Raw genomic sequence first — 23176 nt, 5'->3', positions numbered from 1 at the left:
GCCACCGATCAACTCAACAGGTGGCGCCGATGGCTGACTTCAACGCGTTCTTTCCGACCCTGCTCAAGCACGAGGGCGGTTTCGTCAACGATCCCGCCGATCCGGGCGGGGCCACCAACAAGGGCATCACGCTACTGACCTTCAAGGCCTGCGCCCAGAACCTGTTGGGCGTGGAGCCAAGCCTGGCGAACCTGCGCGCATTGACCGATGCCCAGGCCGGGATCATTTACAAGACGCAGTACTGGGACCGGCTACGCGCCGACCAGATCGCACTGCAGCCGTTGGCCAACATCCTGTTCGACTTCTATGTCAACGCCGGCGCCAACGCGATCAAGCTGCTGCAGACCGTGCTCAATGGCCAGACCGGCGGCGCCTTGGTGGCGGACGGGCGGATGGGACCGGCGACCTTCGCCGCGCTGGCATCCAGTAACCAGCAGGACCTGTATGCACGCTACAAGGCCGGCCGCAAAGACTACTACCAGAGATTGGTCGCCGCGCGACCGGCGCTTGGCAAGTTTCTGAAGGGATGGCTGGCACGCGTGGATTCCTTTCCCGACTTGGTCTGAGCCGGTACCGGCCCAGCGACATCTCCGACCAGCGAACCCGACATGGCGCAAATATCCCTCAACGATCTGATCGAAGCACTGGCCGGCGCGGTCATCGACGCCCAGGACCGGATCGAACAGCACCAGATGGCCAACCTAAGCGCGTTCTTCGACGAGGACAACCGTCCCAGAAGCGTCCTGATCCGCTTGCCGTCGCAGCACCCGGAAGCGGGCGAGAACGACGAAGACCTGTATCGCGCACCGCTGTTGCCGCTGGTGTCGTCCAACGTCCTGCGCATCAAGGACGTAGAGATCAGCTTCGATGCACAACTCGGCGAACTCAGCGAGTTGGACGAAACCGTGTTGCCGGCGTCGCTGGCGGTTCCAGCCGCCGTCGAGGACTGGCATCCCAAGCCGCCAGCGCTGCCCGGCCAGATCGGCATCGACCTCGGCTCCAACGCAAAAAGTGCGCGTCACAGTGCGGTGCATGTCGTGTTGCGCGTGGAAGGCAGCGAGCCGACCGAAGGCGTGGCACGTCTCATTAATCGCCTTGCGCAGTCGCAAGGCGTGTTCAAAACGGTCAAGGGAGATTGATTCCGACCGTCATCGATTTTTACCAAACAACCACTCTTCAGGAGAACACCATGAGCGATATCGTCAATATGTCCGACCAATTCAAGGGCCTGCCGATGGCGGACCTGATCGGCGCCCCGTTGCGTGCAGCCTGCGATGCGCAGGTCATGCTGGCCCGCGCCACCGCCGACTTCATCAAGGTCATCGGCTTCCTGCCGCCGACCGACCCTGCCGATCCCAACGGAAACGGGGGCACGCGGACCGCGCAGTTCAAGTTCAAGCGCCCGGTCGAAGACCCCAGCGGTACCGGGATGGCCGAGGAGGAAGTCGAGATCGTTGTGCCGTTGCTGACCTTGGTCAACGTTCCCAATCTGAGCATTCAGACCGTGGATGTGACCTTCGACATGGAAGTCAAATCCTCGTTCTCGGAAAAGGAAGCCGAAGACAAGAGCCTCAAGGTGGATCTGGAGGCAAGCGTCGGCTGGGGCGTGTTCAAGGCCAAGGTCAACGTGCAGGGCTCTGTGTCCAGCCACAAGGAAAACACGCGCTCTTCGGATAACTCGGCCAAGTATCACGTCGCATTGCACGCCGAAGATCGCGGCACGCCCGAAGGGCTGTCGCGCGTGCTCGACATCCTGCAGACCGCCGCAGCGCCACGCAAAGTCGCCGCGCCTGTGCCGGTGCTCTAAGCGTCGCTGTTGAGTCCTGCACCTTTCCATCAACCGAGTCGTTGCCGATGATCGATTTGTCAGAAGTGAGCTACATCAAGCGCATCGTCGTCGGCAGCGACAACCCGGCAAAGATGCAGACCGCCGAGCAGGTCGAGGCCGCGCAGCAGCTGCTCAATCGCTGCCTCAGCGAAGCGCCCAAGGGGGCGATCGTCGGGATCGAGAAGAGCTTCAATATCCTGCAGCTGGGCGAACATCAGGTAGTGCTGCAATGGTTGTGCTACCACGTCGGGTTCAAGCGCAAGCCGATCTGGCTGACGGAGTCGTAGATGGCACGCGCGACCTATTCGCTGGACGCCTTTGTGGAGCTGCTCGATCAGGCTGTCCGACGAGCGCAACAGCGGTGCCGCCAGCGGCACGCCGCACTGGTGGATGCTGCGGCGGCCGCATGCGACATGGAGGTTCGCTGCGTGGATGGTGAGGAAACGGCTAAGGCCGGAACGGAGGCCATGCTCACCATTCCGGTCTGCCAATTGCGTGCGCTGCGGCTATCGCAAATCAGCGAATTTTCGTTGACGCTGCAAGTGCAGGTAGAGCCGGTCACGCACAGCGACGGCGCTCCCGGACTGGCACTGAGTATCGCGCCGCCACGTAGCCGTAAGCCTAGCCATACGCTGAAAATTGGCTATCAAGGCAGCGAGTGTCCGCGTGGTGTGCTTTGGTTCGATGGCATTGCGTTGAAGGAGTGGACGCTTCATCCGTTCGTGGACGTGCCACTTTCAGATCCCGGAGCGGTGCCGTGAGGTTGCTGCTGTCAGACGCCGATGCCCGTGCGGTCGCCGAGCGGCTGGGAACCGATGTGGCCGCCCTGCATGCAGATCTCTGTCGGCGGTCTCGGCGCCGGCGGCGATCCATCTTCATCATCTGCTTGGTTGCTGTTCTGGTGATTGCTGCAGCCGGTGTGCTGAGCAGCAGTTCGATCAATCTTTCCATCCTGTCCAACTTCTTATCGGAGCTTTCTCATGTCTGGTCAATCTCATCATCAACCTCACATCTTCCGCATCACCTCGGCAGTGGCCTTGTGTCTTTCGCTGACTGCAGTACAGGCCGCTCCCGCTGGCAGCATTCCGGCGGGTGACTGGCGCGGGATATTGTCCGCCAACGGCGGTGCGGGCCCGGTCTATGTCCGTCTGAGCGGACGCGCGGCGGGAGCCGACGGCACCCAGACGGCGGACGTGCGGCTTGGGCCTCCTTTCAATTGCGCGCTTGAGCTACGAGCGCAGCCGGACGGTTACGCGCTGCTGTCGCGCAATGGCGGCAAGTTCTGCGACGCGCTAACCGGTGGGCGTGCGCAGCTTCAGGTGTCGGAGGGGGCGACGTCTGGTATGCAACTCACGCTGCCCGGCCGCGACTCGCCGTTGGTCGTTGCCTTGGACCAGAGCAGTACAGGATTGGCCGAAGCCGGGCGCTGGCGCGGGACGGGCCTGATTTCCGCACAGCTGGAGATCGTGGCGACCACAATCCGCCCGGGAGACGTGCTCGGTCGCCTGCGCTACGGCGCCCCTCGCGACTGCCAAGTGGAGTTGCGCTATGCCGGGCGTGCGGCAGGCGCGTTGAATGCCTGGGTCGGGGCCAACGATAGAGGCTATTGCCGTCAGCTCAGCGATGACCAGGCCAGTCTGCGGATCCGCGACGATGGAAGCGCAGAGCTTGCTCTTGTTGTGAAAGGTCAGCGCGATATCGCGCTGTTTGAGCGGATGCCCTGAGATTGTTGCAGGGGCGCGTCTGCCAGTAAGGACATCATTTATGTGGAAGCGAGCCAGGATGCGCATGGGCCTGCGGCGACGCGCGGTGGCGCCGTCCGTCTCGCCGGCAGGATTCGCCGGGCCGGCATTCTCCAGCGTGCTTGAACAACTGGAGCTCGAATGCCGGGCCATGGTGTCCTATGCGCTAAAGCAGGGACTGGCCATGTCCCCCGATTTACCCGGCCGGCTGGCGGAACTACGGGTAATGCCTGGCGCTTCCCTGCACGGCGAAGCCGGCGCGCGCGAATTGGCCGGTCTGCACCGACAGCTGGTGCGAGCGATCCAGCCGGCAACGCCGCAGGCGGTAGTGCTGATCGAGCGGGAGCGGCTGCGCGGCGGCCTGTTGCGCTGGCTCGGGCCGATTCCGCTGATCCGCACCTTGACCTTGAGCTCGGTCGGCTGCCTGGCTTCAGTGGTCGGGTTGGCTATGTCCAGCCTGGTTAACGAGCAGAACATCGCGCTGGGGTTTCTTGACTCCTCGGGCAGCACGCTGGGCTGGAATGTGATGTTTATCCTGGCCTGTGCCGGGCTTGGCGCAGCGTTTTCCGCGCTGTTCCAGGCCCACCGTTACGTCGCCGATGCGACATACGATCCGCGCTTCGATTCTTCCTATGCGGCGCGCATGATCTTGGGCCTCATCGCTGGCCTGATCCTGGTGGAGTTGCTGCCGGAGGATATGTTCGCCGAAAGTAGCCTGGGCGCGTTCGGAAAGCCCGCATTGGCGATGATGGGCGGCTTTTCGGCAAGCGCCGTCTATCGCCTGCTGCAACGCATGGTCGACGTCATGGAAACTGTCGTACGCGGCGATTCCGGCCAACAGGCCGCTGCCGCGATCCAGTCGCAGCGCGCATCGGCCGAGTCCGAAGGCATCCGCGTGCGTGGCGAACTTGCCGCAGGCCTGTTGGACCTGCAGCGTGAGATGGAAGCGGACCCGCGTCTGGATCAGGTGCGTCAGCAACTGACCGGCCTTGCCAGGCAGATGATGTCCGGCGATTCGTAATCTTTCGTGCGTGAGCTGCAGCTAGACCAGCGTGCGTGTTTCATCAGCAGCCGTACGCAGAAACGATGTCTGGCGCAGCGTACCGAGCATCAGGTGGCGGTGTGCCTTGGCCTGGTGCGGCACAGTTCGCTTCGGCCCCGGTGCAACGTGCCTAACACACGTCAGGCGAACGTACCCGTCGTGGCGTCGCAGCCATATCTGCACCGTTGTGAACACCAGCATTTGACGGTCGCTAAATCAGTCCAAGACCGATGGTCCCGAGGTGAGCGTATGACAAGCTCGCTCAAGTGCTCCTGCCGAGCATCTGTCGATTCGCTGCAGCGCGCCGCTCGAAAGCCGCTGCACATCGCCGACCCCATTCGTGCAACCGAGGGAATGATGAAGACACGTATCGTCGTCGCTGCTGATCGCACCATCCTCGTGGAAGGCATGGTCGCTTTGCTGCAAAAGGTTCCGGGTTTCGAAGTGGTAGGGCACGCCGAAGACGGGCTGGCGTGTCTTCAGATCGCTGCCAGAGAGCAGCCGGATATCGTCCTGGTAGATGTCCTGCTCCCTGGCCTCAATGGCATCGATCTGACGCGACGTTTGATTCAACGCAGTCCCAACAGCCGGGCAATCTGCATTGCTCCGTCCGACGCCTGCATGCGTGCCAGCGCAGTCTTCGAAGCTGGCGCAAAAGGATATCTGGCGCGAACCAGTACCTTCGCCGAATTGCTGCGTGCGATTCAGCTCGTTGGTCAGGATCAGATCTACATCAGTCCGCAGATGTCGCGTTCGCTGATCGCAGGACTGCGTCGAGCCGCCAAAGACGATTCTGCGTATACCCGGCTGACCTCACGTGAGCGCGAAGTCGTGCAGCTCTACTCCGAAGGCCTGTCGACCAGGCAGATCGCCACGCGCTTGCACTTGAGCGTGAAAACGGTGGGCACGCATCGCGAAAACTGCATGTTGAAACTCAATATCCAAAGCATCGCCCAGCTCACCCGGTATGCAATCGCGCAAGGACTTTCTCCGCTTGATCCTGCATCAGGCGGCGGCAGCGAGCCCTCGGAGGCGCTTGTGCCGCAGCGGTCGCGTCGGGCTGGCTGAGCGTTGGCCAAGCCCTGCGGGAGTAGGTGTGCCAGGCACGCAGCATTTAGCGCATGGCCGCAGTGTCTACGTGTGAGTTGGTGCTTCGATGCGCAGTTACTGATCGATGCATTGGCCGTGCCGTCCGCGCGATGCTCAACGATGTGGTTTGCGAACGTCTGCAGGCACCTTTCGTCACCGCTACGGCTGTAGCGGCAGTGAGATGCAGCGTCAACTTCCATCGCAGCGCCTCGTCGTCGCCGCGATCAGTCACTTGCTCGCGCCTTGTCCAACGCTGACGCCAGGGCCGCTTCACCTGCAGCATTGAGCGCACTCCCGCCGGTAGATCCGCGCATAGGCGCCTGGATCTGGGGTCCTGACCGATATCGAGGGATGGTCGGTCCTCGCACACTGGTGGTGCGTCCAGTCGCGCATCCGGCGCGTACAGCGACGCAACGTCACTCAATACAGGAGAGTTCTATGGAAACCATTTTGCGACTTGCTGCGACGGACTATGCAAACGCACTGAAAGCTGTGCGGGATGCCAATGAAAAAAAGGCTTGCGTCGAGGTGGCCTACGCGACGGAGAATGAAGAAGTTGAAGTCTCGCGCTACTTCTTGAAGTTCCCGAACTTCGAGTTGAACGCTTATGCCATCGGTGGCACGAAGTACACACTGGATAGCTATCAGCATGTAAGCAAATTTCCGAACGTCGCAAAAGCCGACTTGGCTGCCGCATTGTCCAAGGGAGGAGAGCACGGTACCGAGATGAATGATCGGTTGAGCGTCGTGGTGTGCCTGATCTGCGAGGCCGCGCGTTCGGAACCGATCGAACGCGCGATGCAGAAAGCCATCGCTGGGGAGCGCGTCGACTTGGCGCGCTACCGTGTGTTGATGAATATGTACGAGCATACGCTCGAATTCAAAAGAGCAACGAACGCTGCTGCGACGTTGCTGCCGCTGCAGTTGCAGGACTACATCGACTATGTCCAATCCAAGGCTTACACCGGCGGCAAGAACATCGCAGACACCATTCGTGCGCTGCAGTAGGCAGCCCGCCGCTGTGTCCATCAATCTGCAACGGCGGCATACGCCGTTGCGCATCAAGGAAACGGTATGAACATGTCCGAAAATGGCGTTACCACCGGGCAAGGCGACAATCTGGAGTTCATTCAATCGCTGGAGCGGGTGCTCGCACGTGATCGTGACGGCAAGCTGCTGCAGCCGCTTGCTGGCATGTCGTTTGCGCGGCCGATCTACCAGGTGCCGGTGACAGAGGTGGCGGAACCGTTGCGGGCGTTGGTCGCCAGCATCTTTCGCTCCACAGGCGTCTACGATGCGGTGCCTGAATCCAAGCACGGCGAAAATGTGCACGGTTCCATGCGCGACGTGCACCAGAACGACGACCGTGGCCGTCGCTACCTTCCGGTGCTCGCTTATCCAGCATCGCCGTTGGGGCGTGCCGGGCGTTATCACGACTACATCCTGGAGCGGGGCAAGGCATGCGTCCAGAACCGGCAGCGTGAACGTTCGGGCACGAGCGATGTGCTGACCGGGTATGTGGAATACACGGTGGTATTGGAGGGTTGCAGCAATGTGCGATTGATCTTCGACTATCTCAATACGCGCTTTTTCATCTCTCCCAATCACTACAAACCGTGGGCCAGAGCCGAGGCATTGGCTGCACGTCGCAATCTGGGAGTCGATCCGGCGCGGTATCGGCTTGCGCCGCACGAAGCGGGCATGGATGCGCAGAGTTGGCGCGACGACGAGTTGTATGGCCCGCATCTGCTGATCATGCTATGAGCGTGGCGAAGGGTGATGTCCGCCGCAGGGAGAGGGTGGGGCGATGACCTGCGCGCAGGTCGATTCGGGCGTTGGCCAACAAGGTAGCCGATGCGTCCCAACCTTCTGGTGAGCCGCTTTTCGCGTGTGCGGCTGCGGGCGTCTCAGCGCGTCGTATCGGCGTCCATGGCCGCCTGCATCAACGCTGCGATCGCGTGCGAGGCTTGGTCGGGTTGCTGCGCCAGGAGCTGGCTGACGCTGCGCTGATTGGCGGCAGGATGATTCTGACTGAGCTTGAAGGTGAGCTCGATGCGGCTGGGCACGAAGCGGAAGCCGACCAAGCCGCGCAGTTGGCGACGGTGACTGTCGCGCTCCATCTCGAACAGCCAGTCGCTGCCGACGCGCTGTTCGAAGTGCGTGCTCATGCGACCGATCAAATCGCCCAGTTCCGCCTCATCGCTTACCTGCTCGCAACGTCCATGCAGATGCGCGACCGCGTAATTCCAGGTCGGTACGCGCGCGGCCGCTTCCTTGTCCGGATACCAGCTCGGCGACACGTAGGCGTGCGGGCCCTGCACCACGATCACCGCATCGCCGGGCGCGCGCGCCTGCGGGTTCGGCCGCGCCCAATGGCCCTCGATCACAACTGCCTGCGCGTTGCGTGTGTACAGCACCGGTAGATGCGAGATTGCCGGCACTCCATCGTCGCCCTGGCTGATCACGGTGACGAACGGGTCGCGTGCCATCAGCCAGTCCAGCAGTGCCAGATCGGTCTGCACGAACGTGCGTGGAGCGTACATGTCAGGCGCGACCGCCCAGGGTCACCACCATGCGTTCGCGCAGGTCCGCATCGTTCTCGCCACGCGGCGGCGCCACTTCGTCGAGCGAGAAGCCGCGCATCAGCGCGTCTTCTTCGTCCAGCCCGTCGAGCGCGACGAATTCGGCATCGAACAAGGCCGCGCGGGCGGTGTCTTCGCTGTCGTAGGGCAGGATCTTGCCGTCGCTGTCCAGGACTTCGGCGGTACCGGCTTCCTTGACGCGCAGGCGCGCCCAGATCAGCGTGCGGCCGATGGTGGCCAGCCACCACGAATCGTGGTCGTTCTGCGTGGTGTCGTGCTGTGTAGTCATGCCATTACCTTCGAAAGCAGGCCGAGCAGGGCCGCCATGCCCAGGCCGAACAAGATGGTCAGCAGCGAGAGCCAGGCGGGTGTGGCCAGACCGGACAGCGCACTGTCTCGGTAGCTGCGGTAGCGGCGCGCCAACAACCAGCGCCACGCGGTAGGGCTGATGAAGGCCGGGTCGCCGAAGCTGGCCAGCGCGTCGGGATGGCGGTCGCGCATGTGCACCAGGGTCAGTGGCCAGAAGATCAGCAGCGCGGTGAGTCCGGCGACGGCGACACCGACGAAACATAGCGCGAAGAACAGGATCATGTGGAGTGCTCCTGGGGCGGGGCATCGAAGCAGGCGATGATCGTGATGAGGCCGACGATCGCCTCGTTCAATGTGTCCAAGTCTTCGGCCGGAATCCACGACTCGGTGTGATGCGCGCCGCAGACTTTTTGACTGGCGTATTGGTCGACGAACGCAGCGAGCACATCGAACTGCGCCACATAGCCAACGCCGCTGTCCTTGACGTTCCAGCGCGATGCGATTTCCTCGGCATAGCGCTGATTGGTGACCGGATAGAAGATCGGCTGCTCAGGCAATCGCGGCGGCCAGCGTCGGAAGCCGGAGTCACGCACCAGGGCGTATTCCTCCGGTCCCAACGGGCGATACATCGTGACGGTGGCCGCCTCCGTGTTCACTCAGAACTCCGCGCTGCCCGGCGCACGCGGGTAGGGGATGGCGTCGCGGATATTGCTCAGCCCGCACACGTAGACCACCAGGCGCTCGAACCCCAGGCCGAAGCCGGCATGCGGCACCGAGCCGTAGCGACGGAAATCGCGGTACCAGCTGTAGTGCTCCTTATCCAGGCCGAACTGCGCCATGCGCGCATCCAGCACATCCAGGCGCTCTTCGCGCTGGCTGCCGCCGATGATCTCGCCGATGCCCGGCGCCAGCACGTCCATCGCCGCGACAGTCTTGCCGTCGTCGTTCAGGCGCATGTAGAAGGCCTTGATGTGCTCGGGATAGTTGGTCACCACCACCGGGCGGCCGATGTGTTCTTCGGTCAGCCAGCGCTCGTGCTCGGTCTGCAGGTCCAGGCCCCATTCGACCGGGAAATCGAACTTCTTGCCCGAGTCCTGCAGCAGCCTCACCGCCTCGGTGTAGTCGATCTGCTCGAACGGGGCATTGATGAAGGCTTCCAGTTTGGCGATCGCGTTCTTGTCCACGCGCTCGGCCAGGAATGCCAGATCGTCGCCGCGCTCGTCGAGCACCGCGCGGAACAGGTACTTGAGGAACTGCTCGGCCAGGCGCGCGTCTTCGGCCAGATCGGCGAAGGCGATTTCCGGCTCGATCATCCAGAACTCGGCCAGATGGCGCGTGGTGTGGCTGTTTTCGGCGCGGAAGGTCGGGCCGAAGGTGTAGACCTTGCTCAGCGCCAGGCAGTACGCCTCCACGTTGAGCTGGCCGGACACGGTCAGGAAGGTTTCCTTGCCGAAGAAGTCGCGGCTGAAGTCCACGTTGCCCTTGGCATCGCGTGGCAGGTTGACCATGTCCAGCGTGGAGACGCGGAACATCTGCCCGGCGCCTTCGGCGTCGGAGGTGGTGATGATCGGGGTGCTGATCCAGTTGAAGCCGTTCTGGTGGAAGAAGCGGTGCACCGCCTGCGCCAGACAGTTGCGGATGCGGGTGACCGCGCCGAACAGGTTGGTGCGCGGGCGCAGGTGCGCCACTTCGCGCAGGAACTCCGGCGACATCGGCTTGGGCTGGATCGGGTAGGTCAGCGGGTCTTCGACCCAACCGACGATCTCCACGCCGCTGGCCTGGATCTCGAACGACTGGCCCTTGCCCTGCGACTTCACCAGCACGCCCTTGGCGATCACCGAGCAGCCGCTGGTCAGGCGCTTGATGTCGTCGAAATTGGGTAGCGCCTCGGTGGCCACCACCTGGATCGGGGCGAAGCACGAGCCATCGGTCACGTTGATGAAGGCCAGTCCGGCAGATCCGCGCAAGGTGCGCACCCACCCCCGTACCGTGACTTCGCCGCCTTCGGGGAGCTTGCCCGCAAGCGCATGTTCAACGCTGACCACCGTCATGACTTGTCCTCGCCGTAGCGACTTTGAATGGTCTGCGAGTTTACTGGCTGCGGACGCGCTGGCGCGAGCATCTGAACCGCTTGCGGTCGATGCGCTTGTCCAGGCCTTGCCATGCCCCCACCTGTGGATGACGCGATAGCCGAGGACGCAGCCTCGGTCGATTGCAGCCTCGCTATACTTGTCGCCATCGTTTCTGGAGCCACCTCATGGCCATCAGCCTCACCCCCGCCGCGCTGGAGCGCGTGCAGCGTTTCGTGCAGCAGACCCCGGGTACGCTGGGGTTGCGCTTTGGTGTGACCAAGACCGGGTGCTCCGGCTGGGGCCATATCACCGATCTGGCGCGCGACCAGCGCGATGACGATGCGGTATTCGAGCAGGGTGGGGTGCGTATCTTCGTCGATCCGGTCAGCCTGCCCCTGGTGGACGGCACCTGCATCGACTTCGGCAAGCACGGCCTCAGCGAGACCTTTACCTTCAGCAATCCCAATGCCACCGCCGAATGTGGGTGTGGGGAGAGTTTCACGACCGAAGCCGAGCATCGTTGAGCACGGCCTGAGTCGGCGGCATTGGCGTGATTTCCTTCTCCCGTCGGGACAGAAGGTGCCCCGAAGGGGCCGATCAGGGCGCGCCTCGGAGATCTGCCGGCACACCCGATGACAGAGGCCTCGCCACGCGCCGTCTGAATTGCATCACCGACTGCTCCACTGCTTCTCGCTCGGTCCGCTCACCCCAGGCACGCGCGGCTCGGTCCGCGGTTGCGGCGCGGGCGCTCCAGGGCAGGCGCGACAGTGGCACGCAAACAGTCCTGATCGCCCGGAGGGGACGGACTTAGAACCTCTCCGCCGGGCGCCCGGTTGCGGCTAAGCGACTGAACTGCCATACTTTCCTGCTTCCTGCCCGGTTCCGGGCGGGAACCCTTGCTCCACCGGCCGCCTTGCGCGGGTCACCGGGGAGCTGTCCGGCCCACGTGGCCACATCCGAAAGGTAATACAACATGAGTCGTCATTACGAAGTCGTGTTCCTGGTCCACCCGGATCAGAGCGAGCAGGTCCCGGCCATGATCGAGCGCTACAAGTCGCTGATCGAGGGCGGTAACGGCACCATCCACCGTCTGGAAGACTGGGGCCGTCGTCAGCTGGCCTACCCGATCCAGAACCTGGTGAAGGCGCACTACGTGCTGCTCAACATCGAAGTCGACCAGGCCGTGCTGAGCGAGCTGGTGGAAAGCTTCCGCTTCAACGATGCGGTGCTGCGTCACCTGGTGGTCAAGCGCGACGGCCCGGACACCGAGCAGTCGCTGATCATGAAGAGCAAGGACGAGAAGGGCGACAAGCCCGAGCGTAGCGAGCGTCGTCGTCGTGACGACGAGGAAGGCGATGCTGCACCTGCCGCCACCGATACCGACGGCGACAACGCCGAAGCCGCTTAAGGAGCGCTGTCATGTCCAAGTTCTTCCGTCGTCGCAAGTTCTGCAAGTTCACCGCCGAGGGCGTCAAAGAGATCGATTACAAGGATCTCAACACCCTGCGTCAGTACCTCACCGAGAACGGCAAGATCGTGCCGAGCCGCGTGACCGGTACCAAGTCCAAGTACCAGCGCCAGCTGGCGACGGCCGTCAAGCGCTCGCGGTTCCTGGCGCTGATCCCGTACACGGACAATCACGACGTTTGATTCGAGTCGTTGATGTGAGTCCCGCACACAGCCCGCACGGTTGTATGTGAGTCCCTCACAAGAGCCCGCACATCCATGTGCGGGTTATTAAAATATAGAGGCCGGTCATTCGAGATGCGGTGTTGATCGTGCTCTTGCGATTCCCAAATCCCGATTCCCGAATCCCCGTCTTTTCGGACAGCACCCGTTGCGTCGGCCAAAGCGTCGGCGCTAACGAATAACGGAGCACCACCATGGATCTGATTCTTCTGCAGAAAGTGACCAACCTGGGCAACCTGGGCGACAAGGTCAGCGTCAAGCCGGGCTACGGCCGTAATTTCCTCGTGCCGCAGGGCAAGGCCGTTCCGGCCACCGCTGCCAACGTCGAAGCGTTCGAAACCAAGCGTGCCGAGTACGAAGCCAAGGCCAACACCATCCTGGCCGATGCACAGGGCCGCGCCACCAAGTTCGAAGGCGCCAGCGTCACCATCGGCGCGCATGCGTCCACCGAAGGCAAGCTGTACGGTTCGGTCGGCCCGCGCGACATCGCCGAGGCCTTCACCGCCGCCGGCCTGCCGCTGGAAAAGAGCGAAGTGATCCTGGGCGAAGGCGCATTCCGCAATGTCGGCGAGTACGACGTTGTGCTGCACCTGCACGCCGATGTGGAAACCTCGGTCAAGGTCATCGTCGAATCCGACGCCTGATCCACGCCGTCTGCACGACCCGAAGGGCGCCTTGTTAGGCGCCCTTCGTCTTTGTGGTCGCCGCCAGTGATGGCCGGCCCGTTATACTCGTGCTCCATTGCCGGTGCCACGGCCCATAGATCTTTCCGATCAAGGGCTTAGATCCCGGCTTCACAGGAAAACGCGCCTGCCGGCCTTGCCCGCGCGGTGCCCGGAACCCTCAGTCTCATGCGCCTGTCCACGATCAAACTGTCCGGTTTCAAGTCGTTCGTCGACCCGACCACGTTGCACCTGCCCACCAACATGACCGGCATCGTCGGCCCCAATGGCTGCGGCAAGTCCAACATCATCGATGCGGTGCGCTGGGTGATGGGCGAGAGCTCGGCCAGCCGCCTGCGCGGCGACTCGCTGACCGACGTGATCTTTTCCGGTTCCTCGGCGCGCAAGCCGGTGTCGCAGGCGACGGTGGAGCTGATCTTCGACAACTCCGATCACACCATCACCGGCGAGTTCGCCTCGTTCAACGAGATCTCGGTCAAGCGTCTGGTCAGCCGCGACGGCACCAGTGCGTATTACCTCAACGGCACCAAGTGCCGGCGCCGCGACATCACCGACCTGTTCCTGGGCACCGGTCTTGGGCCGCGCAGCTACTCGATCATCGAGCAGGGCATGATCAGCCAGATCATCGAAGCGCGCCCGGAAGACCTGCGCGTGTATCTGGAAGAGGCTGCCGGCATTTCCAAGTACAAGGAACGCCGCAAGGAAACCGAAACGCGCATCCGCCATACCCGCGAAAATCTCGATCGCCTCGGCGATCTGCGCGAGGAAATCACCAAGCAATTGGCGCATCTGCAGCGCCAGGCGCGCCAGGCCGAGCAGTACCAGGCGTTGCAGGAAGAGCGCCGGATCAAGGATGCCGAGTGGAAGGCGCTGGAGTACCGTGGCCTGGACGGACAATTGCAGGGCCTGCGCGAGAAGTTGAATCAGGAAGAAACCCGCCTGCAGCAGTTGATCGCCGAACAGCGCGATGCCGAAGCGCGGATCGAGACCGGGCGCGCGCGACGCGAAGAGGCCGCCGAAGCGGTGGCCAAGGCGCAGGCCGATGTGTATCAGGTCGGTGGTGCATTGGCGCGCATCGAGCAGCAGATCCAGCATCAGCGCGAACTCTCGCATCGCCTGCACAAGGCGCGCGATGAGGCGCAAAGCCAACTGCAGGAACTGACCCAGCACATCAGCGGCGATTCGGCCAAGTTGGCGGTATTGCGCGAGGCGGTGGACGCTGCCGAACCGCAGCTGGAGCAGCTGCGCGAAGACCACGAATTCCGTCAGGAGGCGCTACGCGAGGCCGAAGCGCGCCTGGCCGACTGGCAGCAACGCTGGGAAGCCCATAACCGCGACACCGGCGAGGCCTCGCGTGCCGGCGAAGTGGAGCGCACGCGCGTCGATTATCTCGATCGCCAGTCGCTGGAAGCCGACCGTCGCCGCGAAGCATTGGTCAATGAGCGCGCCGGGCTGGATCTGGATGCGCTGGCCGAGGCGTTCGAGCAGATCGAGCTGCGCCACGAAACCCAGAAGACCTCGCTGGACGGGCTGACCGAGCAGGTCGAAGCGCGCAAGCACGCGCTTGGCGGGCTGCAGGAACAACAGCGGGCAAGCCAGGGCGAGCTGGCCGAAGTACGCAAGCAGGCGCAGGCCGCGCGTGGCCGGCTGTCGTCGCTGGAAACCCTGCAGCAGGCCGCACTCGGCCAGGAGCAGGGCGCGGCGGTGGCATGGTTGAAGTCGCGCGGGCTGGATTCGGCCGCACGCGTGGGCGAGCGCATCACGGTCGAAAGCGGCTGGGAAAACGCGGTCGAAGGCGCATTGGGGCAGTTGATCGAAGGCGTGCTGGTGGACGCGCCGGAACAACTGGTCGATGCGCTGGGCGAATTGGGCGACGGCCGCATCGCGCTGGTGTCCAGTGCCAGCGACAACGCCAACTTCGCACCGACCTCGCTGGCGGCCAAGGTGCAGGGGCCGATCGCGATCCGTCGCCTGCTCGCGCGTCTGCACGCGGCCGAGGATCTGGACGCCGCACGCACGCTGCAGCGCAACCTGCCCGAAGGCGATTCGGTCATCACCCGCAATGGCGAGCGGCTGGGCGAGGGCTGGGTGCGGGTGTCGCGTTCCGGCGCCGCCAAGCAGGGCGCGTTGCTGCGCGAGCGCGAGATCCAGGAACTGCGCGCGCAGATCGAAACGCTGCAGGAGCGCGAAGCCGAACTTGAGCAGCGCCTGGGCAGCTTCCGCGAGCAGCTGCTGGCAGCCGAACAGCAACGCGAAGATGCGCAGCGCCAGTTGTACATGGCGCATCGCAGCGTGTCCGAACTGGCCGGTCAGCTGCAGAGTCAGCAAGGCAAGGTCGATGCCGCACGCACGCGCATCGAACGCATCGAAAACGAGTTGTCGCAGCTGCTGGAAACGCTGGACACCAGCCGCGAGCAGGCGCGCGAAGCGCGCGCCAAGCTCGAAGACGCGGTCACCCTGATGGGCGATCTGCAAGGTGCCCGCGAGGCCCTGGAAAACGAACGCCGCCAGCTCACCGACGCGCGCGATCAGGCCCGCGATGCCGCACGCGGCGTGCGCGATGCGATGCATGCGCTGGCGCTCACGCTGGAATCGCAACGCACCCAGATCACCTCGCTCAGCCAGACGCTGGAGCGCATGGATAGCCAGCGCGGCCAGCTCGACACGCGCCTGGAAGACCTGGTCGCGCAACTCAGCGACGGCGATTCGCCGGTGGAAACGCTGGAGCACGAACATCAATCCGCCTTGAGCGAGCGCGTGCGCACCGAGCGCGTGCTGAGCGAAGCGCGCACCATGCTGGAGAGTGTCGATGGCGAGCTGCGCAGCTATGAGCAGACCCGCCAGCAGCGTGACGAGCAGGCGCTGGCACAGCGCGAGCGCATCTCGCAGCGCAAGCTCGATCAGCAGGCGTTGGTGCTGAGCGCCGAACAGCTGTCGGCTGCCGTAGTGAAAGCAGGCTTCGTCCTGGAAGATGTGGTCAACGGGTTGCCCGAGGCGGCCAATGCGGCCGAGTGGGAAGCGGCGGTTGGCCAGATCGACGGCCGCATGCGGCGGCTGGAGCCGGTCAACCTGGCCGCGATCCAGGAATACGGCGAAGCCGCGCAGCGTTCGGAATATCTCGATGCGCAGAACCTGGATCTGAACACCGCGCTGGAGACCCTGGAAGAAGCCATCCGCAAGATCGACCGCGAAACCCGTGGCCGTTTCAAGGACACCTTCGACCGCGTCAATTCCGGCGTGCAGGCCTTGTATCCGCGTTTGTTCGGCGGCGGTCATGCCTACCTGGAACTCACCGGCGAAGATCTGCTCGACACCGGCGTGACCATCATGGCGCGCCCGCCGGGCAAGCGGGTGTCCAGCATCTCGCTGCTGTCCGGTGGCGAGAAGGCGATGACCGCGGTGGCGCTGGTGTTTGCGATCTTCCAGCTCAACCCGGCGCCGTTCTGCCTGTTGGACGAGGTGGACGCGCCGCTGGACGAGGCCAATGTCGGCCGCCTGGCCAACATGGTCCGGGAAATGAGCGAGAAGGTGCAGTTCCTGTTCGTCAGCCACAACAAGGCGACGATGGAGGCCGCGCGTCAGCTCTCCGGCGTGACCATGCGCGAGCCGGGCGTCAGTCGTCTGGTCAGCGTGGACCTGGAAGAAGCCGCGCGTTTGGCGGGTGCGGCATGACGTGCCATGCTTGTTGGAATATCGACACCTGTCATTCTTATGCGGAGGCACGCTGAATGTCCGACATGGCCATGATCCGGATCGGGATCCTGATCGCTGGACTGCTGCTGGTCGCGGCGATCTTCCTGTTCGGTCGCCCGAAGAAATCGCCGCAAGGGCGCCGGGTCGACAAAGAGGACGGACAGCCGCGCGAGCGCCGCGAGCCGGTGATTTCCGGCGATGCCGGTAGCGACGGTGAGCTTTCCGAGCGCACCGAAAGCGCCACGCAGAGCGAGCTGAATCTGGACGATCAGGATGCGACCGGCGGCAACGACGTCGGCAAGCGCCCGAACCAGGATTTCGACAAGATCGTCTCGCTGTTCGTGGCCGCCAAGGCCGGGCAGGTGCTGCGCGGCGAAGACGTGGTGGTGGCAGCCGAGAAGACTGGGCTGGTGTTCGGCCACATGAATGTGTTCCACCGCCTGGTGGAAGGGTATCCAGAGCGTGGGCCGATCTTCAGCATGGCCAGCATCCTCAAGCCCGGCAGTTTCGATATGGCCAACATCCGCGAAATGCAGACCCCGGCGATTGCGTTCTTCCTCACCTTGCCGGCGCCGATGACCGCGCTGGATGCCTGGGAAAAGATGCTGCCGACCGTGCAGCGCATGGCCGAATTGCTCGATGGCGTGGTGCTGGACGACAGCCGCAATGCGCTGGGCCGCCAGCGCGTTGCGCATATCCGCGACGAACTGCGCGCCTACGATCGCCAGCACCAGGCGCCGCCGCTGACCAAGTCGCCGCGCTGGTGATTGCGCGCTGCGGGTGATTGCACGTCATTAGTTGGTGGCTGCGAGCCATCGATTAGCGGTGCCAGCCTGTCTGCCGCTGGACGTGCTCCTGCATAGGAATGAACCATGTGGAGCTTGCAGGGCGTGCTGGCGGTGCTGATGTTGCTGGCGGTGTGTGCGGTACTGGCCGCACCGCTGCTATGGATGTTTTCGCGGGTTGCGCTGCGGTTGCGTAAAAGCGCGTCTAGAAGCCCATGTCGCTCGCAATGGATGTCGATCGGGTTTGCCACTGCAGTGACGCTGCTGGTGGCGCCTGTGCCCAAGCCCATCATCAGCGTGTTCCTGCCGCACGCCATCGCACTGTTCGCTACCAGCGACTACGCGCGCATCTTTCAGGGCACACCGATGATGCGCCAGCTCCTGGTGTGGATTGCGCTGTCGATGCTACTGACGTTTGCCGCGAGCTATGTGGGGATCCGGCGCTTGCTGCGCCTGAATCCTGCTGCGCCTGTTGCAACGTCTGCGTGACAGCAAGTCAACGCCCCTCTGCTGCGGAAGAGGGGCGAGGGCACGGTTGCGAGGTGTTGCTGAAATCCGATGGTTTGCCCCGGCTGACGCGTGGCGACGCGTCGGTCATGGCTTTCATCTTCCGCTGTCCTGCGGCGCCCCTCATCCGCGCCTGCAAGGCACGCTCTCCCGTTGTACGTGACGCTGTCCCGAGGGGATAACGCATCAAAGCCCTTCTCGCGTCCGGAGGCGCGATCAGCGCTTGGCCTTGGCAAACGCCTCGCGGAACCGCAGCATCTCCGCCTCGGTTCCCACGCTCACGCGCACGCGCTTGGGCCAGATCGGCCAGCTGCGGCCGACCATGACGCCTTGTTTCTGCATCGAATCGGCGAACACGCCGGCGTCGCGCTTGACGTCGAGCAGGAAGCAGTTGGCCTGCGTGGGCAGGCAGGTGTAGCCCTTGCTCTTGAGCCAGGCGATGGTGTCGTCGCGCACGCGGGCGTTCTCCGCGCGCCGGGTCTGCACCAGTTGCGGGTCGCGCAGGCTGGCGATGCCTGCGGCCATGGCCGGCACCGGTAGCGGATTGCCGCCCAGCGTGGCGAGCTTGGTCAGCAGGCCCGGCGGGGCGATGGCGGCGCCCAGGCGCAGGCCGGCCATGCCGTACAACTTGGAAAACGTGCGCAGCACGATCAGGTCCTGGCGTTGGCGTACCAGATCCACCGCCGAGGTTTCGTGGCTGTAGTGGATATAGGCTTCGTCGACGAGCAGCACGGCGCTGGCTGGCTTGTTGGTCAGCAGCCATTCGATCTCGGCACGCGGCGTGACCGAGCCAGTGGGATTGTTGGGGTTGCACACGTAGATCAAGCCAGCGGTCGGGTCGGCCTTGGCCATTGCCTTGACGTCGTGTGCGCCATCGGCCCGCAAGGGCACACGGCGCACCGGTGCACCATGTGCGGTGGCGACGTCGGCCACCGCTTCAAAGGTTGGGTCGGCGATGACCAGACCTGCGCGTGGCGAGGTGAACAGGGCGCTGCTGCGATTCAGCGGGTCGCTCGAACCGGGAAAAAACGCCATGTGGTCGTTCGGCAACTGCAACTCGCCGGCCATCAGGTTGCGCAGGTCCTGCTCCATCTCGAACTGATACCGGCCTGCACGCGCCAGCGATCGCGTTGCCGCGTCCAGTGCGGCGGGCGAGGGGCCGAGCGGATGTTCGTTGTAGTTGAGGTACACGGTGCCGGCGGCAGGCGCCACACCCGGGGCGGCAGGTGCGGCTGCACGTTTGCGGGCCGCCTCGGCTGGCGACATCAGCCCCAATGCGGAAACCGCCATGCCGGAACCGGCAAGGCTGAGAAACGAACGGCGCGAGACGGGCAACGACACGGTGAACTCCAGGCGGACAGGGCAAAGAGGGCGCCACGCTAGCGGGTTTGTGGCGGTGTGCCTATCGGCAACTGCCGAACGGGCTGAAAACGGTTATTCGCTAGGAAAGCAGGGTGGCTTCCCTGTCGACGTGAAGGCCTCTCCCGGGCGGGCGCTACGGCGGGCAGGCGCTGGTGCCTGCTTGCCGTTCGCGCACACGCGCACGAACCCGGCGGATGTGCCAGACACCGAATTGGGCCGCTGTCCGGGCGCTGCTTGAGCCAGTGCCTGCCCGTTAGACTATGCAGCCCAGAGCCCGCCCAGCGATCGCATGACTGTCAGCCCGGATCCCGCTCAGCGCATCGACGCCCTGCGTCGTCGTCTCGAAGACGCCAACTACCGCTATCACGTGCTCGACGAGCCGCAGATGGCCGACGTCGACTACGACCGCTTGATGCGCGAGCTGGAGGCATTGGAAGCGGAGCATCCAGAGTTCGCCAGCGCCGATTCGCCGACCCAACGCGTCGGCCATCTAGCCGCGTCGCGCTTTGCCGAAGTGCGGCATGCCTTGCCGATGTTGTCGCTGGGCAACGCCTTCAGCGATGAGGAAGTGGCCGAATTCGTGCGGCGTATCAGCGCGCGGCTGGAGGTGAAACAACCGCTGTTTTCGGCCGAGCCCAAGCTCGATGGCCTGGCGATCAGCCTGCGCTTCGAGAACGGCGAGTTCGTGCAGGGCGCAACGCGGGGCGACGGCGCCACCGGCGAGGACGTCAGTGCCAATCTGCGCACCGTCAAGGCGATTCCGCTGCGCCTGCGTGGCGAAGGCTGGCCGCAGGTGCTGGAAGTGCGGGGCGAGGTGTATATGCCGCGCGCCGCATTCGAAACCTACAACGCGCAGATGCGCCTGCATGGCGGCAAGGTGCTGGCCAATCCGCGCAATGGTGCGGCCGGTTCGCTGCGTCAGCTGGATGCGCGCATTACCGCGCAACGTCCGCTGAGTTTCTTTGCGTACGGCGTGGGCGAAGTGAGCGAAGGCGTATTGCCGCAGACCCATTCGGCCATCCTGGCGCAGTTGCGCGACTGGGGCTTTCCGGTCAGCGCCCTGGTCGAGGTCGTGCAGGGCAGCGACGGCCTGTTGGCGTACTACCACCGTATCGGTGCGGCGCGCGACGGCTTGCCATTCGATATCGATGGCGTGGTCTACAAGCTCGACGATCTGGCCGGGCAGCGCGAGATGGGCTTTGTCTCGCGCGCACCGCGCTGGGCGATCGCGCATAAATTCCCGGCGCAGGAGCAGTCCACCACGGTGGAGGCGATCGAGATCCAGATCGGCCGCACCGGTGCGGCGACCCCGGTGGCGCGTCTGAAGCCGGTGCATGTGGCCGGGGTGATCGTCACCAACGCGACCTTGCACAACGCCGACCAGATCGCGCGGCTGGATGTGCGCGTGGGCGATACGGTAATCGTGCGCCGTGCCGGCGATGTGATTCCGGAAGTGGCTGGTGTTGTCGCCGATCAACGGCCACCCGGCACCCAGCCATGGCAGATGCCTACGCAATGCCCGGTGTGCGGGTCGGAGATCGTGCGCGAAGAAGGGCAGGCGGTGTGGCGCTGCTCTGGCGAGCTGACCTGCCCAGCGCAGCGCAAGGAAGCGTTCCGGCATTTCGTCTCGCGCCGCGCGATGGATGTCGATGGCCTGGGCGAAAAGTTCATCGAGGTGCTGGTCGACAGCGGCGTGGTGCAGGGCGTGGCCGATCTGTATCTGCTCACTGTCGATCAACTGCTGCAATTGCGCCTGATCAGCACCGCCGAAAGCCCGCATGCGTTTCTGCGTGAAGCGCGCGAGCATCTCGCGACCGGTGCATATGCGCAGCTCGAAACCACCGTGGCGAGCATCGGTGTGGATTTGGCCGGCGAGCGTGAGGTGCCGCACACCTGGCAGGCCGATCTGCTGCGTGCCGGCTTGCCGGCGTTCGACTGGAATCGCAAAAAGATCGCCACCAAGTGGGCCGACAACCTGATCGAAGCGCTGAAGAAATCGCGCGACACCACGCTGGAGCGTTTCCTGTTTGCGCTGGGCATCGAGCATGTCGGCGAAAGTACGGCCAAGGCCTTGTCGGCCTGGTTCGGCGATCTGGAGCTGATCCGCCACCTGCCGTGGCCGCTGTTCAAGCGCGTGCCCGACATCGGTGGCGAGGTGGCGCGTTCGCTGGGGCACTTCCTCGATCAGTCCGGCAACCAGCAAGCCATCGACGATCTGTTGCAGCGTGGCGTGCGCATCGGCGATGCGCACCCGCCATCGCCCAAGCTGCGCGATGCGCTGAGCTTTGCCAGCGTGCTGGAAGACATGGACATCCCCAAGGTGACCCCGGTGCGGGCGCAGCAACTGGCCGCGGTGGTGGACTCGTTCGACGCGCTGCGCAACACGGACGCCGACGCATTGTTGCAGGCCGGCATTCCGGCGCCGGTGGTGGCGTCGCTGCTGCAATGGCTGGATCGGCCGGAGAACGCGGCATTGGCGAGTGCCGCGCAGCGAGCGATGGAGACCGTGCTGTCGCGCCTGCCCGATGCCGACGCCGTGCAGAGCGGCCCGCTCGATGGACAGACCGTGGTCATCACCGGCACCTTGGCTGCGCTGACGCGCGATGCGGCCAAACAGCGCCTGGAAGCGTTGGGCGCCAAGGTCGCCGGCAGCGTCTCCAAGAAAACCGCGTTTCTGGTGGCCGGCGAAGAAGCCGGTTCCAAGCTCGACAAGGCGCAGTCGCTGGGCGTGGAGATCTGGGACGAAGCGCGCTTGCTGGCCTTCCTCGGCGAGCACGGCCAGCAGCCATGACGGCGGCGCAGATCGACTTGGCCGCATTACGGTTGCGCGCGCGGCTGAATGCCGCGATTCGCGAGTTTTTCGCCGAGCGCGACGTGCTGGAAGTGGAGACGCCGGTGCTGTCGGAGGCCGGCAACACCGAGCCGAATATCGAGAGCTTCAGCACCCGCTTCAGCGGCCACGTGGATGCCGGCGCGCCGGTGCGCTGGTTGCGTACCTCGCCGGAATATCCGCTCAAGCGTTTGCTCGCAACCGGGGTGGGCGATTGCTACGAGCTGGGGCGGGTGTTTCGCAACGGCGAAGCCGGCGGCCGCCACAATCCCGAGTTCAGCATGCTCGAGTGGTATCGGCTGGGGTGGAACGATCGCGCCCTGGCACAGGAAACCGTCGCGCTGGTGCGGCGCACACTTGCATTGGTCGAGCGCGAGGTGCGCGTGCAGGTGCTGACGTACCGCGAATTGTTCGCGCAGACCTTGGGCATCGACCCACTGCGCGATCCGATCGAAACGCTACGCGCACCGCTACAGGCCATCGCCATCGATCCGCAGGGGCTGACCCGCGACGATTGGCTGGATCTGCTGATGACCCATCGCATCCAGCCGGACTTTGCCGGCGACACGCTGACCGTGGTGCACGACTGGCCGGCCAGCCAATGTGCATTGGCGCGTATCCGCCACGACGACCCGCCAGTGGCCGAGCGCTTCGAGCTGTACCTTGGCGCCTATGAGGTGGCCAACGGGTATCACGAATTGAATGACGCGCAGGAGCAACGCGCGCGTTTCATGCGCGACAACGCGGTGCGTGCCGCGCGCGGGTTGCAGCAGGTGCCATTGGATGAACGCCTGCTCGCGGTGTTGTCGCAGCTACCCGATTGCGCCGGTGTGGCGGTCGGCGTTGATCGCTTGTTGATGGCCCTGCGTGGCACCGCGCAGATTGCCGATGTGCTCGCGTTCGAGTTCGCGCGCGCCTAGCGCCGGCACCGCGTATCGGGTTGTGCCGCCGACGCCATTGCGG

25 protein-coding genes and 1 pseudogene are annotated in these 23176 nt (G+C 64.2%); 20 read left to right on the top strand and 6 right to left on the bottom strand.

The annotated features are described in order from the left end of the window. The first annotated feature begins 29 nt into the window (after window positions 1-29). The 11 genes from GGR61_RS00305 (at window position 30) to GGR61_RS00255 (ending at window position 7465) form a co-directional block, all read left to right on the top strand. Window positions 30-566, top strand: a complete 537-nt coding sequence (locus tag GGR61_RS00305; RefSeq protein ID WP_184620079.1) for an N-acetylmuramidase — start codon at window positions 30-32, stop codon at window positions 564-566. 42 nt (window positions 567-608) lie between these two features. Continuing rightward, window positions 609-1139 carry a DUF2589 domain-containing protein gene (locus tag GGR61_RS00300; RefSeq protein WP_184406224.1) on the top strand — a complete coding sequence of 177 codons (531 nt, stop codon included), beginning with the start codon at window positions 609-611 and terminating at the stop codon, window positions 1137-1139. Between the two features lie 50 nt (window positions 1140-1189). Beyond that, window positions 1190-1807, top strand: coding sequence for a DUF2589 domain-containing protein (locus GGR61_RS00295; protein ID WP_184406225.1), 618 nt, complete (start codon window positions 1190-1192; stop codon window positions 1805-1807). A gap of 47 nt (window positions 1808-1854) precedes the next feature. Continuing rightward, complete coding sequence (locus tag GGR61_RS00290) at window positions 1855-2115, top strand: hypothetical protein (protein WP_184406226.1); 261 nt, start codon at window positions 1855-1857, stop codon at window positions 2113-2115. Continuing rightward, on the top strand, window positions 2116-2589 hold the full coding sequence (locus tag GGR61_RS00285) for a hypothetical protein (protein WP_184406227.1): 474 nt from the start codon (window positions 2116-2118) through the stop codon (window positions 2587-2589). Continuing rightward, window positions 2586-2924 (top strand): hypothetical protein, encoded by a 339-nt coding sequence (locus GGR61_RS21325; RefSeq protein WP_326520615.1) that lies wholly within the window; start codon window positions 2586-2588, stop codon window positions 2922-2924. Before GGR61_RS00285 ends, GGR61_RS21325 begins: the two co-directional genes overlap by 4 nt. Beyond that, complete coding sequence (locus tag GGR61_RS00275) at window positions 2809-3552, top strand: hypothetical protein (RefSeq protein WP_184620078.1); 744 nt, start codon at window positions 2809-2811, stop codon at window positions 3550-3552. The genes GGR61_RS21325 and GGR61_RS00275 overlap by 116 nt, the downstream gene beginning before the upstream one ends. A gap of 169 nt (window positions 3553-3721) precedes the next feature. Further along, window positions 3722-4591 (top strand): hypothetical protein, encoded by an 870-nt coding sequence (locus GGR61_RS00270; RefSeq protein ID WP_184620518.1) that lies wholly within the window; start codon window positions 3722-3724, stop codon window positions 4589-4591. Window positions 4592-4966: 375 nt separating this feature from the next. Then, on the top strand, window positions 4967-5680 hold the full coding sequence (locus GGR61_RS00265; RefSeq protein ID WP_184406323.1) for a response regulator transcription factor: 714 nt from the start codon (window positions 4967-4969) through the stop codon (window positions 5678-5680). Between the two features lie 459 nt (window positions 5681-6139). Continuing rightward, the gene (locus GGR61_RS00260) at window positions 6140-6709 is read left to right on the top strand and encodes a hypothetical protein (protein WP_184620077.1); all 570 of its coding nucleotides are present in this window, start codon (window positions 6140-6142) and stop codon (window positions 6707-6709) included. A 66-nt stretch (window positions 6710-6775) separates the two neighbouring features. Then, window positions 6776-7465, top strand: a complete 690-nt coding sequence (locus GGR61_RS00255; RefSeq protein WP_184406230.1) for a hypothetical protein — start codon at window positions 6776-6778, stop codon at window positions 7463-7465. A gap of 143 nt (window positions 7466-7608) precedes the next feature. Here the strand turns inward: GGR61_RS00255 and GGR61_RS00250 are convergent, their stop codons facing one another. The 5 genes and pseudogenes from GGR61_RS00250 to asnS all read right to left on the bottom strand — a co-directional run bounded on the left by GGR61_RS00250 (window position 7609) and on the right by asnS (window position 10643). Further along, window positions 7609-8244: an FMN-binding negative transcriptional regulator gene (locus tag GGR61_RS00250; protein WP_184406231.1), complete on the bottom strand. Its 636-nt coding sequence runs from the start codon at window positions 8242-8244 to the stop codon at window positions 7609-7611. Between the two features lies 1 nt (window position 8245). Beyond that, window positions 8246-8572, bottom strand: a complete 327-nt coding sequence (locus tag GGR61_RS00245; protein WP_184620076.1) for a hypothetical protein — start codon at window positions 8570-8572, stop codon at window positions 8246-8248. Further along, on the bottom strand, window positions 8569-8874 hold the full coding sequence (locus GGR61_RS00240) for a hypothetical protein (protein ID WP_184406233.1): 306 nt from the start codon (window positions 8872-8874) through the stop codon (window positions 8569-8571). The genes GGR61_RS00245 and GGR61_RS00240 overlap by 4 nt, the downstream gene beginning before the upstream one ends. Beyond that, window positions 8871-9274, bottom strand: a pseudogene (locus tag GGR61_RS00235) (ADP-ribosylation/crystallin J1). The gene GGR61_RS00240 and the pseudogene GGR61_RS00235 overlap by 4 nt, the downstream one beginning before the upstream one ends. Then, window positions 9249-10643 carry an asparagine--tRNA ligase gene (gene asnS / locus GGR61_RS00230; protein WP_184620075.1) on the bottom strand — a complete coding sequence of 465 codons (1395 nt, stop codon included), beginning with the start codon at window positions 10641-10643 and terminating at the stop codon, window positions 9249-9251. Before asnS ends, GGR61_RS00235 begins: the two are co-directional and overlap by 26 nt. 206 nt (window positions 10644-10849) lie before the next feature. Between asnS and GGR61_RS00225 the strand changes: the two genes are divergently transcribed. The 7 genes from GGR61_RS00225 to GGR61_RS00195 all read left to right on the top strand — a co-directional run bounded on the left by GGR61_RS00225 (window position 10850) and on the right by GGR61_RS00195 (window position 18003). Continuing rightward, on the top strand, window positions 10850-11188 hold the full coding sequence (locus GGR61_RS00225) for an iron-sulfur cluster assembly accessory protein (protein WP_184406236.1): 339 nt from the start codon (window positions 10850-10852) through the stop codon (window positions 11186-11188). Window positions 11189-11637: 449 nt separating this feature from the next. Then, window positions 11638-12072 (top strand): 30S ribosomal protein S6, encoded by a 435-nt coding sequence (rpsF, locus tag GGR61_RS00220; RefSeq protein ID WP_055844662.1) that lies wholly within the window; start codon window positions 11638-11640, stop codon window positions 12070-12072. A gap of 11 nt (window positions 12073-12083) precedes the next feature. Further along, window positions 12084-12314 carry a 30S ribosomal protein S18 gene (rpsR, locus tag GGR61_RS00215; protein ID WP_005991243.1) on the top strand — a complete coding sequence of 77 codons (231 nt, stop codon included), beginning with the start codon at window positions 12084-12086 and terminating at the stop codon, window positions 12312-12314. 233 nt (window positions 12315-12547) lie between these two features. Beyond that, a complete protein-coding gene (gene rplI / locus GGR61_RS00210; RefSeq protein WP_104601707.1) occupies window positions 12548-12997 on the top strand; it encodes a 50S ribosomal protein L9 in 450 nt (149 codons plus the stop codon). A gap of 207 nt (window positions 12998-13204) precedes the next feature. After that, on the top strand, window positions 13205-16708 hold the full coding sequence (smc, locus tag GGR61_RS00205; protein WP_184620074.1) for a chromosome segregation protein SMC: 3504 nt from the start codon (window positions 13205-13207) through the stop codon (window positions 16706-16708). Window positions 16709-16764: 56 nt separating this feature from the next. After that, entirely contained in the window at window positions 16765-17496 is a 732-nt protein-coding gene (gene zipA, locus GGR61_RS00200; RefSeq protein ID WP_184620073.1) for a cell division protein ZipA, read from the top strand. A 105-nt stretch (window positions 17497-17601) separates the two neighbouring features. Continuing rightward, window positions 17602-18003, top strand: a complete 402-nt coding sequence (locus GGR61_RS00195) for a hypothetical protein (protein WP_184620072.1) — start codon at window positions 17602-17604, stop codon at window positions 18001-18003. Window positions 18004-18237: 234 nt separating this feature from the next. Here the strand turns inward: GGR61_RS00195 and GGR61_RS00190 are convergent, their stop codons facing one another. Next, window positions 18238-19362, bottom strand: coding sequence for a pyridoxal phosphate-dependent aminotransferase (locus GGR61_RS00190; RefSeq protein ID WP_184620071.1), 1125 nt, complete (start codon window positions 19360-19362; stop codon window positions 18238-18240). Between the two features lie 310 nt (window positions 19363-19672). On the opposite strand from GGR61_RS00190, the gene ligA reads away from it, so the two are divergent. Both ligA and epmA read left to right on the top strand, forming a co-directional pair. Then, on the top strand, window positions 19673-22174 hold the full coding sequence (gene ligA, locus GGR61_RS00185) for an NAD-dependent DNA ligase LigA (protein ID WP_184620070.1): 2502 nt from the start codon (window positions 19673-19675) through the stop codon (window positions 22172-22174). After that, a complete protein-coding gene (gene epmA / locus GGR61_RS00180) occupies window positions 22171-23133 on the top strand; it encodes an EF-P lysine aminoacylase EpmA (RefSeq protein WP_184620069.1) in 963 nt (320 codons plus the stop codon). Before ligA ends, epmA begins: the two co-directional genes overlap by 4 nt. Window positions 23134-23176 lie beyond the last annotated feature (43 nt).

The organism is Xanthomonas sp. 3058 (genome assembly GCF_014199765.1).
GTDB lineage: Bacteria > Pseudomonadota > Gammaproteobacteria > Xanthomonadales > Xanthomonadaceae > Xanthomonas > Xanthomonas campestris_B.
This window is presented reverse-complemented; position numbering and strand designations above follow the sequence as displayed.

What these genes read in the sequence shown, in the direction of transcription:
- asnS (WP_184620075.1), bottom strand. Translation starts at nt 10,643, where the DNA reads ATGACGGTGGTCAGCGTTGAACATGCGCTTGCGGGCAAGCTCCCCGAA.
- GGR61_RS00225 (WP_184406236.1), top strand. Translation starts at nt 10,850, where the DNA reads ATGGCCATCAGCCTCACCCCCGCCGCGCTGGAGCGCGTGCAGCGTTTC.
- GGR61_RS00250 (WP_184406231.1), bottom strand. Translation starts at nt 8,244, where the DNA reads ATGTACGCTCCACGCACGTTCGTGCAGACCGATCTGGCACTGCTGGAC.
- GGR61_RS00240 (WP_184406233.1), bottom strand. Translation starts at nt 8,874, where the DNA reads ATGATCCTGTTCTTCGCGCTATGTTTCGTCGGTGTCGCCGTCGCCGGA.
- GGR61_RS00300 (WP_184406224.1), top strand. Translation starts at nt 609, where the DNA reads ATGGCGCAAATATCCCTCAACGATCTGATCGAAGCACTGGCCGGCGCG.
- GGR61_RS00195 (WP_184620072.1), top strand. Translation starts at nt 17,602, where the DNA reads ATGTGGAGCTTGCAGGGCGTGCTGGCGGTGCTGATGTTGCTGGCGGTG.
- GGR61_RS00260 (WP_184620077.1), top strand. Translation starts at nt 6,140, where the DNA reads ATGGAAACCATTTTGCGACTTGCTGCGACGGACTATGCAAACGCACTG.
- zipA (WP_184620073.1), top strand. Translation starts at nt 16,765, where the DNA reads ATGTCCGACATGGCCATGATCCGGATCGGGATCCTGATCGCTGGACTG.
- rplI (WP_104601707.1), top strand. Translation starts at nt 12,548, where the DNA reads ATGGATCTGATTCTTCTGCAGAAAGTGACCAACCTGGGCAACCTGGGC.
- GGR61_RS00295 (WP_184406225.1), top strand. Translation starts at nt 1,190, where the DNA reads ATGAGCGATATCGTCAATATGTCCGACCAATTCAAGGGCCTGCCGATG.
- GGR61_RS00270 (WP_184620518.1), top strand. Translation starts at nt 3,722, where the DNA reads ATGGTGTCCTATGCGCTAAAGCAGGGACTGGCCATGTCCCCCGATTTA.
- GGR61_RS00285 (WP_184406227.1), top strand. Translation starts at nt 2,116, where the DNA reads ATGGCACGCGCGACCTATTCGCTGGACGCCTTTGTGGAGCTGCTCGAT.
- smc (WP_184620074.1), top strand. Translation starts at nt 13,205, where the DNA reads ATGCGCCTGTCCACGATCAAACTGTCCGGTTTCAAGTCGTTCGTCGAC.
- GGR61_RS00275 (WP_184620078.1), top strand. Translation starts at nt 2,809, where the DNA reads ATGTCTGGTCAATCTCATCATCAACCTCACATCTTCCGCATCACCTCG.
- GGR61_RS00305 (WP_184620079.1), top strand. Translation starts at nt 30, where the DNA reads ATGGCTGACTTCAACGCGTTCTTTCCGACCCTGCTCAAGCACGAGGGC.
- ligA (WP_184620070.1), top strand. Translation starts at nt 19,673, where the DNA reads ATGACTGTCAGCCCGGATCCCGCTCAGCGCATCGACGCCCTGCGTCGT.
- GGR61_RS00255 (WP_184406230.1), top strand. Translation starts at nt 6,776, where the DNA reads ATGAACATGTCCGAAAATGGCGTTACCACCGGGCAAGGCGACAATCTG.
- GGR61_RS00265 (WP_184406323.1), top strand. Translation starts at nt 4,967, where the DNA reads ATGATGAAGACACGTATCGTCGTCGCTGCTGATCGCACCATCCTCGTG.
- rpsF (WP_055844662.1), top strand. Translation starts at nt 11,638, where the DNA reads ATGAGTCGTCATTACGAAGTCGTGTTCCTGGTCCACCCGGATCAGAGC.
- epmA (WP_184620069.1), top strand. Translation starts at nt 22,171, where the DNA reads ATGACGGCGGCGCAGATCGACTTGGCCGCATTACGGTTGCGCGCGCGG.
- GGR61_RS00245 (WP_184620076.1), bottom strand. Translation starts at nt 8,572, where the DNA reads ATGACTACACAGCACGACACCACGCAGAACGACCACGATTCGTGGTGG.
- GGR61_RS00290 (WP_184406226.1), top strand. Translation starts at nt 1,855, where the DNA reads ATGATCGATTTGTCAGAAGTGAGCTACATCAAGCGCATCGTCGTCGGC.
- rpsR (WP_005991243.1), top strand. Translation starts at nt 12,084, where the DNA reads ATGTCCAAGTTCTTCCGTCGTCGCAAGTTCTGCAAGTTCACCGCCGAG.